The organism is Paraburkholderia dinghuensis, from assembly GCF_003837865.1.
Classification (GTDB): Bacteria; Pseudomonadota; Gammaproteobacteria; order Burkholderiales; family Burkholderiaceae; genus Paraburkholderia; species Paraburkholderia dinghuensis.
In genome coordinates this window covers 127,742-143,364 of sequence record NZ_RQIS01000015.1, presented here as the reverse complement: position 1 = coordinate 143,364, position 15,623 = coordinate 127,742, and the positions used below count along the sequence as shown (strand labels likewise).

Annotated in this window: 14 protein-coding genes; 5 read left to right on the top strand and 9 right to left on the bottom strand. The window is 64.7% G+C overall.

All coding sequences use genetic code 11. The features are described 5' to 3' along the window. Positions 1-74: 74 nt before the first annotated feature. Entirely contained in the window at positions 75-716 is a 642-nt protein-coding gene (locus D1Y85_RS20055) for an HAD family hydrolase (RefSeq protein ID WP_124152820.1), read from the bottom strand. A gap of 364 nt (positions 717-1,080) precedes the next feature. Beyond that, positions 1,081-1,974 (bottom strand): EamA family transporter RarD, encoded by an 894-nt coding sequence (gene rarD / locus D1Y85_RS20050; RefSeq protein ID WP_124152819.1) that lies wholly within the window; start codon positions 1,972-1,974, stop codon positions 1,081-1,083. Positions 1,975-2,312: 338 nt separating this feature from the next. Here rarD and egtD point away from each other — a divergent pair, with 338 nt between their 5' ends. Next, on the top strand, positions 2,313-3,299 hold the full coding sequence (gene egtD, locus D1Y85_RS20045) for an L-histidine N(alpha)-methyltransferase (protein ID WP_124152818.1): 987 nt from the start codon (positions 2,313-2,315) through the stop codon (positions 3,297-3,299). Positions 3,300-3,317: 18 nt separating this feature from the next. On the opposite strand, the gene D1Y85_RS20040 is transcribed toward egtD, so the two are convergent. Beyond that, the gene (locus tag D1Y85_RS20040; RefSeq protein WP_124152817.1) at positions 3,318-3,614 is read right to left on the bottom strand and encodes an acylphosphatase; all 297 of its coding nucleotides are present in this window, start codon (positions 3,612-3,614) and stop codon (positions 3,318-3,320) included. A 369-nt stretch (positions 3,615-3,983) separates the two neighbouring features. Between D1Y85_RS20040 and hpnA the strand changes: the two genes are divergently transcribed. Continuing rightward, the gene (gene hpnA / locus D1Y85_RS20035) at positions 3,984-4,997 is read left to right on the top strand and encodes a hopanoid-associated sugar epimerase (protein ID WP_124152816.1); all 1,014 of its coding nucleotides are present in this window, start codon (positions 3,984-3,986) and stop codon (positions 4,995-4,997) included. Between the two features lie 190 nt (positions 4,998-5,187). After that, complete coding sequence (locus D1Y85_RS20030) at positions 5,188-5,880, top strand: hypothetical protein (protein WP_124152815.1); 693 nt, start codon at positions 5,188-5,190, stop codon at positions 5,878-5,880. A gap of 105 nt (positions 5,881-5,985) precedes the next feature. Here D1Y85_RS20030 and D1Y85_RS20025 read toward each other — a convergent pair whose 3' ends face one another. Together D1Y85_RS20025 and hpnC are read right to left on the bottom strand one after the other, a co-directional pair. Further along, positions 5,986-7,164 (bottom strand): glycosyltransferase, encoded by a 1,179-nt coding sequence (locus D1Y85_RS20025; protein WP_124152814.1) that lies wholly within the window; start codon positions 7,162-7,164, stop codon positions 5,986-5,988. Continuing rightward, positions 7,161-8,030: a squalene synthase HpnC gene (hpnC, locus tag D1Y85_RS20020; protein ID WP_124152813.1), complete on the bottom strand. Its 870-nt coding sequence runs from the start codon at positions 8,028-8,030 to the stop codon at positions 7,161-7,163. The genes D1Y85_RS20025 and hpnC overlap by 4 nt, the downstream gene beginning before the upstream one ends. 349 nt (positions 8,031-8,379) lie before the next feature. On the opposite strand from hpnC, the gene ispH reads away from it, so the two are divergent. After that, positions 8,380-9,324 carry a 4-hydroxy-3-methylbut-2-enyl diphosphate reductase gene (ispH, locus tag D1Y85_RS20015; protein WP_124152812.1) on the top strand — a complete coding sequence of 315 codons (945 nt, stop codon included), beginning with the start codon at positions 8,380-8,382 and terminating at the stop codon, positions 9,322-9,324. Positions 9,325-9,335: 11 nt separating this feature from the next. Next, positions 9,336-10,487, top strand: a complete 1,152-nt coding sequence (gene hpnH / locus D1Y85_RS20010; RefSeq protein ID WP_124152811.1) for an adenosyl-hopene transferase HpnH — start codon at positions 9,336-9,338, stop codon at positions 10,485-10,487. Positions 10,488-10,627: 140 nt separating this feature from the next. Here the strand turns inward: hpnH and D1Y85_RS20005 are convergent, their stop codons facing one another. The 4 genes from D1Y85_RS20005 to D1Y85_RS19990 form a co-directional block, all read right to left on the bottom strand. Next, entirely contained in the window at positions 10,628-11,743 is a 1,116-nt protein-coding gene (locus D1Y85_RS20005) for a succinylglutamate desuccinylase/aspartoacylase family protein (protein WP_124152810.1), read from the bottom strand. Between the two features lie 182 nt (positions 11,744-11,925). Further along, complete coding sequence (locus D1Y85_RS20000; protein ID WP_124152809.1) at positions 11,926-12,699, bottom strand: ABC transporter substrate-binding protein; 774 nt, start codon at positions 12,697-12,699, stop codon at positions 11,926-11,928. A 521-nt stretch (positions 12,700-13,220) separates the two neighbouring features. Continuing rightward, entirely contained in the window at positions 13,221-13,427 is a 207-nt protein-coding gene (locus tag D1Y85_RS19995; RefSeq protein WP_124152808.1) for a YbdD/YjiX family protein, read from the bottom strand. A 26-nt stretch (positions 13,428-13,453) separates the two neighbouring features. Then, positions 13,454-15,547: a carbon starvation CstA family protein gene (locus tag D1Y85_RS19990; protein ID WP_124152807.1), complete on the bottom strand. Its 2,094-nt coding sequence runs from the start codon at positions 15,545-15,547 to the stop codon at positions 13,454-13,456. Positions 15,548-15,623: the final 76 nt, after the last annotated feature.

The window sequence follows — 15,623 nt, the reverse complement described above, 5'->3', positions numbered from 1 at the left end:
CGCATATCGATGCCCAGCATGACCCGGAAGCAATACGCGAGCCCGTGAACGGTGAAGCCCCTTTCACGCGCCGTTCAAGGCGTGCCGAAACCACCAGCGGCCACGAGCGGCGGCAGCGCCGAGGTCCCGCGTATCCACGCATGATTCGCGAGCGCGGCCATTTCGCGGTCGCCGCGGCTGTCGCCGTAAGCGTAGAGCGTGGCAGGCGCGCGCTCGCCCCACCATGCGCGCAGTCGCGCCACCTTCTCCGGTCCCCAACAATTCCGACCCGCCAGTCGCCCCGTATAAACGCCGTCGCGCCAATCCAGTTCGCTCGATAGCACGGTCTGGATTCCAACGGTCGCCGCCCATTTACGCAGATACACCGAAGGCGACGCGCTCACCAGCACGACCTCATGTCCGAGCGCCTGATGCTCACGCACGCGCGCCAGCATCTCGGGACGCAGAAGCGCGGGTAGTCGCGTGTCGACGAAACGCTGCGCGGCCACTTCGAGCGCGTCGCGCCGCACTGGTCCGAGCATCGCGTACATGAATCGCGCCTTCGTGGGTCCACGCTCGGACCAGCCGGGCGCAATGCCCGCCAGCCACGGCAGGCAACGCAGCGCAGCAAGCGCAAAGCGCACCGGGCCCCCGACGTCCAGCAGGAACGCGCGGAAGCTGTCTGTGGTGGTGATGGTGCCATCGAAATCGAAAGCGGCGACGACGCGGTCGTTCATGTTTCAGGAGCCGGACGGTGGAAAGAGTGAAGGGGGAGCGATGCCGCGGTGGGCAGCAAAACCGGCGTCATTGTCGATGTAAACCGGAAATGGGTGCAATGCCCGGATGAGCCGTCGTTCAGCGTGCGCCGGATACGTTGATTATTTCGATCAACATCGATTCACATCGATCAATATCGTTCCATTAGCGCCAGGCGAAGCGTGCGCATTGCGTGCGAGCCCACCGCGTTCGGACAATGTGTCGAGGGCGGGCAGCGCGGGGATTGGACAATCCGGCGCGCGAAGCGGCCGGCGGGCGCTCGCAGGCCGCCAACGCCGCCGCGCCGCGCGCTGGCGGGCAAAGCACCTCGACTCGCGACGCGCCCTAGCGCGACAACCGCACGAGCCGCGCGCTATGCAGCGCCGTCAACGCGACGGCCATCCAGATCGGCACATAAGTCGCGAGCTGGCGCGCGCCGAGATGTTCGCCGAGCAACGTCACCGAAACGATCACAAGCAGCACCGGCTCGACGTAGCCAAGGATGCCGAACAGCGCCATCGGCAGCAGACGGCTCGCCTTGAGGTACGAAGCGAGCGCGACCGTGCTGATCGCGCCCAACCCCGGCAGCAGCGCGAACGCCAGAACCGGTCGCGCGTCGAGTAGTGCGAGCGAACCGCGCGCCCACACATAGAAGATCGCGACCGGCAGCAGCAGCACCATTTCGATGGCAAAGATCGTGACCGAGTCCGCGTGGATCTTGCGGCGCAACACAAAATACGGCGGATAGCCGAGGCAAACGAGGAGCGTCGGCCACGAAAACGCATGCGTGGCCCAAAGCTCGTGTGCAACGCCGACCGCCGCGCACATCACGGCGAGCCACTGGAGCGCGTCGAGCCGCTCGTGGTAGTAGAAGCGCCCGACGAGCACCATGATGAGCGGCAACAGGAAATACCCGAGCGACACTTCCAGCAAGCGCCCGTGCAGCGGCGCCCAGAGAAATACCCAGAGTTGCGAGCCGAGCAGCGCCGCGCTCACCGCGAGCGCGAGCGCCGTGTACCGCTGAGTCACCATGCGCGCGGCGAGCTCGCGCAGTTGCGCGCCGCGCCCGCGCATGAATATGAGCGCGAGCGCGCCCGGCACGGTCCAGATCACGCGCCAGGCAAAGATGTCGAGGCCATCGAGCGGCTTGAGCAGCAGCGCGTAAGCCGACAGCAGCGCGAACAGCGCCGATGCGCCAGTCGAAAGCGCAATGCCACGTCCAGGTTCGTACTGGTTCATCGGCGTGCTGCCGTCGGGAAGTTGCGAGCGTTTCGGGAAAGGCGAGCGGCGCGTCGTCCCTTGGGCGCAGGCGCGCAGGACGCGTGTGAAGGCGTTGTCATTGGTATCGGTCGGGGGAAAAGGCTGCGGCCGGTGCGCCCGGCCGCCAGCGCGCATTCTAGACTGGTTAGCACTGGTTAGCACGTGCCGGACGTGGCAGGCACGCGCGGTGCTGTCGTCCATGATCGCTGCGAGTCCGGAAGCATCCGGCAATTTAGTCCGTGCAGATCGCGCCACAATGGACTAGAACGTAAGTCTCGCAACGGAACTGCCAGCCGTCCTACGCAACTGGAGCCCGCATGAGCCGTCCCGCGCCCCGCCCTGCTTCCGCCCGCCCGTCTCCCGCCCTCGTCACTTTCGCCGCCGAAGTCCGCGACGGCCTCACGCATGCGCCGCAGAAAGAACTGCCTTCGAAGTATTTGTATGACGAAGTCGGTTCGGCGCTGTTCGAAGTGATCACCGTGCTGCCCGAGTACGGCGTGACGCGCTCCGAAGAGCGCCTGCTCACGCGCTACGCCACCGAAATCGTCGATGCACTGCCCGCCGATGTCAGCGTCGCCGAACTCGGCAGCGGCAGCGGCCGCAAGACGCGGCGCATCCTCGAAGCGCTGTGCCGCAAGCGCCCCATTTCGTATAGTCCGATTGAAATTTCGCGCACCGCGCTGCAATTGTGTCGCCGCGAACTCGCCGATATCGAACGCATCTCGATCGTCGGCTACGAGCGCGACTACCTCGCGGGTCTCGCCGAAGTGAGCCGCAACCGGGCGAGCGGCGAGCAACTGCTCGTGCTCTTTCTCGGCAGCACGATCGGCAATTTCGCGCGGCTCGCCGCCACGCGTTTTTTGCGCGACATCCGCGCGATGCTTCAGCCCGGCGACACGCTGCTGCTCGGCACCGACCTCGTGAAGCCCGTGAAAACGCTGCTAGCAGCCTACGACGACTCGATCGGCGCGACCGCTGCATTCAACCTGAACCTGCTCGCGCGCGTGAACCGTGAACTCGACGGCAACTTCGAACTCGCCGCCTTCGAGCACGTCGCGCGCTTCAACCCCGACGCCCGTAGCATCGAGATGCACCTGCGCGCAAAAACGCACGTCGAGGCGCGCGTGGGCCTGGCCGGACTAGCCGTCACGCTCGAAGCGGGTGAGACGATCTGGACCGAAAGCAGCCACAAGTACCACGCCGACGAGATCCCCGCGATCGCCGCCGACGCGGGCTTCACCTGCGCGCAGCAATGGGTCGAGAAGGAGTGGGGATTCGCGGAGAGCCTGCTGACCGCGACATGACGTTTCCTGACGCGATGCTCAGTGCTGCTCGAAGCGTTCGTAGCGCTTGTCGGTGAATTGCTCTTCGCTAATCACTTCCATCACGCGCGCCGACGGCGGTCCGTGACGCAGCCACGAGAGCATGCGGTCGACCTGATTGGCCGCGCCCTGGATCACGGCCTCGACGGATCCGTCCTCCATGTTGGCAACGTAGCCGCGAATGCGCAGCGCGTGCGCCTGGCGCACGGTTGCGTGCCTGAAGCCCACACCCTGCACCGTTCCGCGCACGCGCACGTAGTACGTTTCGACGCGCGAATCCAGATCCGGTCCGGTCATCGTTCAATCTCCTTCGTCTGTCTTGTCGACCAGAGTTGGCGCTTTAGCTGTCGGCCGGAGTTAGCGCTTCAGCGCTTACTCCGGCCCCATGCAGCGCACTTACTCTGGTCCCATGCAAAGCTGTCGGCCGGAGTTAGTGCTTCAGCACTTACACCGGCCCCATGCAAAGCTGCCCTTCCATCTGCGCGGGATTGTAGACGCCATCGCGCGCTCGCGTAGCGCATCGTTGACACGCGCCGTGCGTTTCGCGCGGACGGCGGCGCCAGAGAACCCGCGCGCCACGTACAATCCGTGCCACACCGGCTGCACTACCGCCCTCTTTTTTGCAGCCAAAGCAACTGAATCAACCGACGAGGAAGCGAAACCCCCATGACCGCCAACCACCGCGATCTCGTGCTGATCACCGGCGCGTCCGGCTTCGTCGGCTCGGCCGTCGCCCGCATCGCACAGGAAAAAGGCTACGCCGTGCGCGTGCTGGTGCGCCCGACGAGCCCGCGCACCAACCTCGCCGCGCTCGACGCCGAAGTCGTCACCGGCGACATGCGCGACGTCGCGTCGATGCGCGCGGCGCTCGCGGGCGTGCGCTACCTGTTCCATGTCGCCGCCGACTATCGCCTCTGGGCACCCGACCCGCACGAAATCGAGCGCGCGAACCTCGAAGGCGCCGAGGCGACGATGCGCGCGGCACTCGACGCGGGCGTCGAGCGCATCGTCTACACGAGCAGCGTCGCGACGCTCAAGGTGACGAGTTCGGGCGCCTCCGCCGACGAAACCTCGCCGCTCACGGCGGATCAGGCCATTGGCGTGTACAAGCGCAGCAAGGTGCTGTCCGAGCGCGCGGTCGAGCGCATGATCGAACGCGACGGCCTGCCCGCCGTGATCGTCAATCCGTCGACGCCGATCGGTCCGCGCGACGTGAAGCCGACGCCGACGGGTCGCATCATCGTCGAGGCGGCGACGGGCAAAATCCCCGCATTCGTCGATACGGGCCTGAATCTCGTGCACGTCGACGATGTCGCGCACGGCCACTTTCTGGCGCTGGAGCGTGGGCGCATCGGCGAGCGTTATATCCTCGGCGGCGAGAATCTGCCGCTGCAGCAGATGCTCGCCGACATCGCCGGCATGGTCGGCCGCAAGCCGCCGACTGTCGCGCTCCCGCGCTGGCCGCTTTATCCGATCGCGCTCGGTGCGGAAGCGGTCGCGCAATTTACGAAGCGCGAACCGTTCGTCACCGTCGACGCGCTCAGGATGTCGAAGAACAAGATGTACTTCACGTCGGCGAAGGCGGAGCGCGAACTCGGCTATCGCGCGCGGCCATATCGCGAGGGGCTGAAGGACGCGCTGGCCTGGTTCAGGGAAGCCGGTTATCTGAACGCGAAGTGAAAACGCAACGGCGCGCGCATGGTGCACATGTCACGCGCCAACGCCGCTATCCGACACCTTTTTTCTCGTGCGGATTGGCGTGATCGGTTCGCATTTTGTTACAACTTTTCTTGCGACCTGCGTGCCACGCCATAAGGGCAATCGCGACGTGCTGTGGGTAAAATCGCCGGTCTTACCTGAGAAGCCTCGCATGAATCTACACGATCAGATTGGCGCGCTCGAGGCTGGCGTCGACCAGCTCCTCGTTGCCGCCACCGCCAGCACGTCGCGCGCAGCAGAGGCGGCGTGTGCGGACCAGCCCGCCACCGCACACGCGGATACCACCGACACCACCGGCGTCACGCTCGCGCATGCCGGGCAGCCGCAAGCGCAAGCCGAGGTCCGCGCAGACGTTGGCCACGCGCAGCCTGCCGTCAACGCCAACGCTGGCGTTGACGCGGCTGAATCAACCGATACGGCAGAAACGGTGTTCGCAACCGAAACCGCTGTCGAGAGCACTCCCGAAGCTGCCACGCCCGCACAGGCGAGCGCAACGCAGCCCGACGAATCCGCCGGGACTGGACCGACACTCGAGATCAACCGTCCGTCCCAGAACGTGATCACGATGACGATCGGCGACCAGACGGTGTCGCTGCATCCGTTGCAGGTCGGACAACTGATCGAGGAACTGGCGAACGCGCGCGCTTCGATGCAGCCTGAGCCGCCGCCCGGCATTCCGCCCGGCTGGCGATTCGCGTCGACGAAAAATCCCGCGATGGCGGTGCAGAAGCAGTCGAACGGCGACCGTCTGCTAGTGCTGCGGCATACGGGTCACGGCTGGGTGCCGTTCACGTTCTCGCCGGACATGGTCGTCCAGATGTACATGATGCTGACGCAGCGCTGAAGCGCGTCAGCCGCACGCACCAGTAAGAAAGCCGTCGCATGCGACGGCTTTTTTTTCGTACCCGGAAACGCGAGCAATCCGGCGAGCGTCCCCGTAGAAACGCGCTCAGCGCTCCTGCGCCGGCGCCTGCACACGCGCCTTCCACTGCCCACCCTTGCCGCGCCAGAAGCGCCACGCCGAGGCAAACGTCGCGCCCACATAGAACAGCGCGACGAGCGGCAGGAACGGCGCCCACAGCGGCGAGCGGCGATAGTACGCGAGCATCGGCGCGTAGGCGCAGCACATGAGCGCCCACGCGACCCAGGCGGGCCACCCCGCCGCGCCGAGCACGAGCGCCACCACGGGCGGCGCGAGATAGATGACCGTCATCCCGACTATCGTCCCCGCGAGCTGCCAGGCTGAGTAGTGCAGTTGCGTGAACGCCGTGCGCGCGATCATGTTCCAGATGTCCTTCCAGGAATCGTATGGGCGCAGCGAGACGCTCTTGTCTGCGACATCGAGCCGGATCGGATGGTGCCCATCACCGCGATGCTTGATGCGCGCGGCGAGACTGCAATCGTCGATGAGTTCGGCGCGGATCGACTCGATGCCGCCCGCCTCGTCCAGCGCCGCGCGGCGCACGAGCATGCATCCGCCCGCCGCCGCCGCCGTCTTGTTGCGCGGATTGTTGACCCACGAGAACGGGTACAGCTTCGCGAAGAAGAACACGAACGCCGGAATCAGCGCCTTTTCCCAGAACGAATCGCAACGCAGCCGCACCATCAGCGAAACGAGGTCGCGTCGTTCGGCTCGCGCGCGTACGACGAGTTGAGCGATCGCGTCGGCGGGATGGCCGATGTCGGCGTCGGTGAGCAGCAGCCACTCGGCCGGAAGCCCGCGCGTGCGCACCGCCTCGATGCCCTGCGACTGTGCCCACACCTTGCCCGACCAACCCGCGGGCAGTGGCTTCGCCGCGATGACCGAAAGTTTCTCCGGGCACTGCAGCGCGAGCGCGGCCGCACGTGCGGCTTCGGCGGTGCCGTCGGTGCTGTGATCGTCGATCACGATGACGTGGAACTCGCCCGCGTAGTCCTGCGTAAGCAGCGAGGCGACTGCTTCGCCGATTGCGTCGGCCTCGTTGCGGGCTGGCACCACGGCGCAGACGGCGGGCCAGCCGGACGCCGGCTCGACTACCGGCAGCGGCAGCGGCGGACGCGCGCGCCAGAAGCCGCCACGCGCGAACAGCAATACGAGCCAGATCAGCAGCGAAAGACAGGACAGGGCAAAGAGGATCGTCGTCATCATGCGTTGTTGCTCTTGATTGAAGGTGCGCGTACGCTCAGGCGCCGCGACAGCCGCATCGCGGCCGTCCGGTACAGCACCACGGCCCAGTCGGAGCCGGCAAGCGTGGGACGCGCGGTGAATACGTCGTAGTCGGCACGCTCGATGCGCTCGAGCAGGCGCAGCGCGCCGTGGACGACGCCGCACAGTTCGAACCCGAAGCGGCCCGGCAGGCGCAGCGCGAGCGATGCGCCGCTCACCATCAGTGCGCGCGCCTCGCCCACCTCGTGGCGCATCAGCGCGCGCCAGCCATCGTCGACGATACCCGCCGCGATTTGCGCCTCGGTCACGTTGAAGCGCTCGCGGTCGGCCTGCGGAAGGTAGATGCGGCCGCGCCTGTAGTCCGCGCTCACGTCCTGCAGGAACGTGACAAGTTGCAGCGCCGTGCAGATCGCGTCGGAATCGGCAAGATTTTCCGGCGTCGCCTCGCCGATCAGATGCAGCATCAGGTGGCCGACCGGATTGGCCGACCGGCGGCAGAAGTCGAGCAGATCGATGCGGTCGGTGTAGCGCACCACATCGATGTCCTGAGCGAACGCCGACGCGAGGTCGTAAAACGGCCGCATCGACAGGCCGTGCGCCCGCACCACGTCCGCAAGCTTCGCAAACAGCGTTGGGTGCACGCGTGCCTCGCGGCCATGCGCCACCGCGTCGAGACCATCGCGAAAATCCGCGAGGCGCTCGTGGCGCTCCGTCGGGCTCCAGTCGCCTTCATCCACGATGTCGTCGGCGGTGCGCGCGACGTGATAGATCACACCGACTGGCGCCCTTAGCGCCCGCGGCAGCAGCACGCTCGCGACCGGAAAGTTTTCGTAGTGCGCGACTTCCATCAAAGCGTCCAGAATGAGGTCAGATCCGCGAGCGCCGGGCTGCCTGGCCCCGCGGACCCGATAGTTTAAGGGTTCCGGCGCCATGTTGCAGCGCGGCATCGCGTAAGGGCCATCCGGCGACGCGTCAGAGCCCGGGCGACGACATCGGCCAGCGCCGGGTGTTGCGCATGCCCCATCCCGCGGTGCGCCACGCAGCAAACGGACGGCGATGGGGTTAAAATGCGCGTCTGGTTTTAGGCCCGGCCCGACACAGGCTGGGCCCAAGTATTTAATTAATAATTCGGTCGCGTCGATCAAGTCATTTTTACCGGCTTGCTCGGAGTCCGCGCCAGCCGGAGTGCACCGCCTTATGCGAGTCATCCTTGCCCAACCCCGCGGCTTTTGTGCGGGGGTTGTCCGCGCAATCGAAATCGTGGATCGCGCCCTGCAAAAGCATGGCGCCCCCGTTTACGTGCGCCATGAAATCGTCCACAACCGTCACGTGGTCGAAAACCTGCGCAACAAGGGCGCGCGTTTCGTGGAAGAACTCGACGAAGTGCCCGAGGGCGCAGTCGCGATTTTCAGTGCGCACGGCGTTGCGAAGACGGTCGAGCGCGCCGCAGACGAACGCAGCCTCGACGTGCTCGACGCCACCTGCCCGCTCGTCACGAAAGTGCACGTGCAGGGCCGTCAGTACGTCGCGCAGGGCCGCACGCTGATCCTGATCGGTCACGCGGGCCACCCGGAAGTAGAAGGCACGATTGGCCAGATTCCGGGCACCGTGCTGCTCGTGCAGAGCGAGGAGGAAGTCGCGAAGCTGGACCTGCCGCTCGATGCGCCGCTTGCTTACGTCACGCAAACGACGCTTTCGGTGGACGACACGCGCGGGATCATCGACGCGCTGCACGCCCGCTTCACCGACATGGTCGGCCCGGACACGCGTGACATCTGCTACGCGACGCAGAACCGCCAGGCCGCCGTGCGCGAGCTGTCCACGCAAGTGGACGTGCTGCTCGTGGTGGGCGCGACGAACAGTTCGAACTCGAACCGTCTGCGCGAGATCGGCAGTGAGTCGGGTGTGGCGAGCTACCTTGTCGCCGACGGCTCGGAGGTCAAGCCCGAGTGGTTCGACGGCGCGACGACGGTGGGCCTGACGGCCGGTGCGTCGGCGCCGGAAGAGATGGTCGAGAACGTGATCGACGCGCTGCGCGCGTTGGGGCCCGTCGAGGTGTCGACGATGACGGGCATCGAAGAAAAAGTCGAATTCAAGCTGCCGTCGAAGCTGCTGCAACCGCTCGTCGCGCGCGAAGTTTAAGGAGGACTGTCTTGTCTATTCCGCTGCTCCAGAAGGTCCGCGTTGGCGCGTATATCGCTCGCCAGCATTTCAGCGGCAATAAACGCTATCCGCTCGCGCTCATGCTCGAGCCGCTGTTTCGCTGCAACCTCGCCTGCAACGGCTGCGGCAAGATCGATTATCCGGATCCCATCCTGAACCAGCGCCTGACGCTGGAAGAATGCCTCGAAGCCGTCGACGAGTGCGACGCGCCGGTCGTTTCCATCGCAGGCGGCGAGCCGCTCCTGCACAAGGAAATGCCCGAAATCGTGAAGGGCATCATGGCGCGCAAGAAGTTCGTGTATCTGTGCACGAACGCGCTGCTCATGGAAAAGAAGATGGACGACTACGAGCCGAGCCCGTACTTCGTCTGGTCGGTCCACCTCGACGGCGACCGCGAAGCGCACGACCATTCGGTCTCGCAGGAAGGTACCTACGACAAGGCCGTCGCGGCCATCAAGGAAGCGAAGCGCCGCGGTTTCCGCGTGAACATCAACTGCACGCTGTTCAACGACGCTGTGCCTGAGCGTGTCGCGAAGTTCTTCGATACGTTGAAGCCGATCGGCGTGGACGGCATCACGGTCTCGCCGGGCTATGCCTACGAGCGCGCGCCGGACCAGCAGCACTTCCTGAGCCGCGAGAAAACCAAGACGCTGTTCCGCGAGATTTTCAAGCGCGGCAACAACGGCAAGAACTGGTCGTTCAGCCAGTCGAGCCTGTTCCTCGACTTCCTCGCGGGTAACCAGACCTACGAATGCACGCCGTGGGGCAACCCGGCGCGCACGGTGTTCGGCTGGCAGAAGCCGTGCTATCTGGTCGGCGAAGGTTATGTGAAGACCTTCAAGGAACTGATGGAAACCACCGAGTGGGAGAAGTACGGCACCGGCAACTATGAAAAGTGCGCGAACTGCATGGTCCACTGCGGCTTCGAAGCCACCGCCGTTCTGGACACGGTCGCGCACCCGCTCAAGGCGATGAAGGTCGCGCTCGCAGGCCCGAAGACCGAAGGCGCGTTCACGAAGGACATCCCGCTCGACGGCCAGCGTCCCGCCGAGTACGTGTTCTCGCGTCACGTCGAGATCAAGCTCGAAGAGATCCAGAAGGCCGTGCAGACGAAGAAGCCGGCCACCGTCGCCGCAAGCTGACGCGCGCGATATCGGGTGCCCGATGAGGGCGCCCCGGAAGCTTCCACGAGGGCGCAACGGTTCAGACCGTTGCGCCCTTTCTCTTTTGCTCGACAGCGCGATTGCGCGAGCCGCATCGGCGCCTGCGCGCCGCTATGCGCTCAGTTCGTCAGCAGCGCGCCACTCCGGAGCGGTTCGGCACCGGCAACCCACGCCACCACCATTCCCGCGGTCGCGAAGCGCGTGCGCTGTCGCGCGAACAGCACCCCGGCGACGGAACTCGTAATCGTGACGACGCGATCGGTCAACGGATCGACGATGTCGGCAATCGGCTCGCCCGGCTCGACCCTCGCGCCAACCGGCGCGCGGAACACGAGCACACCGGAGATTGGCGCGGGAAGCGTCTCGGTGCCGGACAGCGGCGTGGCCTCGAACTCGAGCGGCGGCAGTGGCGCGGGCGTGGCGTCAATGACGCCGCGGTGCGTCAGGTAGTCGACGATCGCCTGGGCGTCTTTCTCCGCGAACGCATAGCTCACATCCGCCTGGCCGCGCAGCTCGATCGTCACCGAAATCGTGCCCATCGGAATCGGATAGCGCTCGCCGTAGCGCGCGCGCAGTTCGGACCAGCAGAAGCTGTGGATTTCGTCGAACGGAGTGCCAAGCGCATTAAGTGCGAAGAGCGATGCCTTCGCGTCGAGGTAGCGCGCGAGCGGCTCGACATCGGGCCACAAGTCGGGGTTGGTGTAGAGATGCATCGCGGCTTCGAAGTCGCAGTGCAGGTCGAGCACCACATCCGCATCGTACGACAGGCGCTGGAGCGCGAGGCGCTGCGATTCAAGCTCGGTGGTCGGCATCTCTTCGGCCAGCGCCTCGCGCATGGCGGCACGCACGGCGAGCAGGTTCTGCTGCTCGTCACCGGTCAAACGGGGCTCGATGCGCGGCATCACAAGCTCGGCGAGATCGTGGAAGTTGCGGTTGAAGTTGGACGCGGTGCTCGTTTCGAAGCGGCCGACCAGGTGGCCAAGCAGCCGCTGGTTGAGGCCGATCGGATTGGACACGGGCACGACGACAATTTCGCCGCGCAGCTTGCCGGCCGCCTCGAGCGCCGCGAGGCGCTTGCGCAGTTCCCAGGCGACCAGCATGCCAGGCAGCTCGTCCGCGTGCAGCGACGCCTGGATATAGATCTTCTGGCCGCCCGACGGCCCGTAGTGGAAGCTCGTCAGGTGCCGTTCGGTGCCAAGCGCCGGGGAAATCAACGGATGGGTTTGCGTCTGCATGATCGTGTGAGCGCGCGATATGAGGAAATGGGGTTCCGGTGATTATCCCCCGCCCGGCTGCCCAGGGTGGCAGCCGGCAGGCTCGAAAACAGAAGAGGCTCCGTCGTGTGCGGAGCCTCTTGTGCTTTTCAGCCGGAGAACGCCGGGTGCAAGGCACAGGTAGCTCCCTGCACCGTTGCGTGTCAGCCGCCGTGCACGTCGAACGGGAAGTACCGGGCTTCGATCTTCTTGTAGGTGCCGTCCTTGACCATATCGCCGAGCGCCTGGTCGATCTTCGCCTTCAGATCAGCGTCTTCCTTGCGCAGGCCGATGGCCGCGCCATTGCCGAGCGTCTTCAGATCTTCCGGCTCTCCGCCCGTGAACGCGAAGCCCGCGCCGCGCGGCTTGGCCAGGAAGCCGAGTTCGACTTGCACGCCGTCTTGCAGCGCCGCGTCCAGACGGCCCGAAAGCAGGTCCGTATAGACCTGATCCTGGTCCTGGTAAGACACGACGTTCACACCCTTCGTCGCCCAGTTGGCCTTCGCATAGGTTTCCTGGATCGAGCCCTGCTCGACACCGACCGACTTGCCTTGCAGCGACGCCACCGTCGGCTGAACTTTTGAACCCTTCTTTGCGACGAGGCTGGTCGGGGTACGCCACATCCGGTCCGAGAATGCGATCTGCTCTTTACGTTGCGGGGTCATCGACATCGCCGACAAAACCCCGTCGAATTTCTTCGCCTTCAGCGCGGGAATCATGCCGTCGAATGCGTTCTCGACCCAGACGCACTTCGCGTTAATGCGCTTGCAGATCTCGTTGCCGAGGTCGATGTCGAAGCCGACCAGCTTGCCGTCCGCACTCTTCGATTCAAACGGGGGATAACTCGCATCGACGCCGAACCGGACCGTGGACCAGTCCTTCGCGAAGGCGGAGGTTGCGATCGCAAGGATCGCCATGCAAAAGGCAAGTTTCTTCATTGACCTGGAGTCTCAAGTAGGTTCTTCAGCGCCGCCGCGAGAGGTGGCATTTCCAACTAGAGGCGCGTCGCCTGAGTAGTTGTATATACAAGATATGTGATTAGGGTCGGAGATATAACCAGGGTTTTCGCCGACGTGATTTCGCCTAAATCAATACCTGTCAGCCATTCATGCCTGATTTGCTCTGACAGAAAAATACTTAGCATCGATTGAAATTCTATGTTGACTAGACAACAACGAACTTATCTTGCTCGCGACAACCTGCGTGACCGGCCACACGAGATCGACACCGCTCATCAACTGTCGGCCGGCGAGGACAGTAACCGTTGCGTCGGGCAAATCCAGCCGCGAGTCCTGAAACCACGCAAACCGCAAACGCGTCCGATCCCAAACCCTTGTTTAGTATTCCCAGGCTCGACCCCATCCGTTTCCGGGCAGAAGTGACAAAAAAGGCGCAACGGGCGGTAACCCGTTGCGCCTTCATGGCGTGCATCAAATGCGCCGCGCCGTATCTCAGGGCTTCAGCAACACTTGCCCGTCCGGGACCGATACCGCGCGTCCTGCCGCTCCCGGAAGAATTCCTCGTAAGTCATCACCGGACGATCGGGATGCGTCGCGCGCATGTGCGCGACGTAGCCGTCGTAATCCGGCAGACCGACCATCAGACGCATCGCCTGACCGAGATATCGACCTGCGGTCTGCACGTTGTCGCGAAGTTCCGAGAACATGATGTACCTCGTCTGCAGTGTCGTCTTTAGTGAGCAGCGGTCGTGCGGCCCACCAGGCTCGCCGCGTCGGCGGGCATCGGCTCGAACGGCGTTTCCTGCACGGTCGGATGACCGATGCGACGCGCGCGCGCAATCGCGATCAGACCGTACACGACGATGCTCGCCACCACGACAATGAAGAGCCCCGAGAGCGCGGCATCGACGTAGTCGTTGAAAATCATGCGCTGCATCTGTTCGATCGACTTCGCCGGCCCGACGATCTTGCCTTCGGCAGCCGCCGCCGCGAGCTTCTGCGCATGCGCGACGAAGCTGACCTTCGGGTTGCTGTCGAAAATCTTCTGCCAGCCGGCCGTCATCGTGCAGATGAGCAGCCAGACCGTCGGCGCTGCGGTGACCCACGCGAACTTCTCACGCTTCATCTTGAACAGCACGACGGTCGCCAGCATCAGCGCGATACCCGCCAGCATCTGGTTCGAGATGCCGAAGAGCGGCCACAGCGTGTTGATGCCGCCGAGCGGATCGACCACGCCCTGATAGAGGAAGTAGCCCCACGCGGCCACGCACAGCCCCGTCGCGATCAGGTTGGCCGGCAGCGATTCCGTGCGCTTGAGCGACGGATGGAACGTGCCGAGCAGATCTTGAAGCATGAAGCGGCCTGCACGCGTGCCCGCGTCGACAGCGGTGAGGATGAAGAGCGCTTCGAAGAGGATGGCGAAGTGATACCAGAAGCCCATCATCGCCTCGCCGCCGATCACCTGGTGCAGGATCTGCGCCATGCCGACCGCCAGCGTCGGGGCACCGCCCGCGCGCGCGACGATGCTCGTCTCGCCGACGGCCTGCGCCGTGTGCGTGAGCATGTCAGGCGTGAGCATGAAGCCCCAGTGGCCGACCGTTTGCGCGACGGCATCCGGCGTCGTGCCGAGCACGGCGAGCGGTGCGTTCATCGCGAAGTACACGCCCGGCTCGATCACCGAAGCGGCGACGAGCGCCATGATCGCGACGAACGATTCCATCAGCATCGCGCCGTAACCGATGAAGCGTGCGTTGGTTTCGTTATCGAGCAGCTTCGGCGTCGTACCCGAGGCGATCAGCGCATGGAAGCCCGACACCGAGCCGCACGCGATCGTGATGAAGAGGAACGGGAACAGGTTGCCCGACCAGACCGGACCCGTGCCGTCGATGAACTTCGTGAAGGCCGGCATCTTCAGTTCCGGCGCGACGATCAGAATGCCGATCGCGAGCGCGAGAATCGTGCCGATCTTGAGGAACGTCGAGAGGTAGTCGCGCGGCGCGAGCAGGAGCCACACCGGCAGCACCGAAGCGACGAAGCCGTAGCCGATCAGGATCCACGTGAGCTGCGTGCCGGTGAACGTGAACCAGGCGGCGAGCGTCGGCGAATCGTGCACGTGCTGGCCGAACGCAATCGACGCCATCAGCAGGATGAAGCCGATGATCGAGATCTCACCGATCTTGCCCGGGCGGATGTAGCGGACGTACAGGCCCATGAAGATCGCGATAGGAATCGTCGCGGCGACCGTGAACGTGCCCCACGGCGAGTTCGTCAGCGCCTTCACCACGATCAGCGCGAGCACCGCGAGAATGATGATCATGATGAGGAACGTGCCGAACAGCGCGATCACGCCAGGCACGGGGCCGAGTTCCATCTTCACGAGGTCGCCGAGCGAGCGGCCGTCACGACGCGTCGAAAGGAACAGCACCACGAAGTCCTGCACGGCGCCCGCGAACACCACGCCCGCGAGAATCCACAGCATGCCGGGCATGTAGCCCATCTGCGCGGCCAGCACCGGACCGACCAGCGGACCCGCGCCCGCGATCGCCGCGAAATGGTGGCCGAACAGCACGAATTTGTTGGTGGGCACGTAATCGAGCCCGTCGTTGTGGCGCACGGCCGGCGTCATGCGCAGGCCGTCGAGTTGCAGCACCGTGTTCGCGATGAAGCGGCTATAAAAACGGTACGCAATCAAATACACGCAGACCGCGCAGATCACGATCCACAATGCGCTGATTCGCTCGCCGTGTGCAAGCGCGATGGTGCCGAACGCGAACGCGCCTAGTAGCGCGACCAACGTCCAGACGACAAAACTGGATGCCCGATTCATGGCGTCTCCTGTTTTTGTTTATAGGAATAAGTCATACCCGGTACGGAGACCGGGCCCCATTGCGCATGCACTCAAC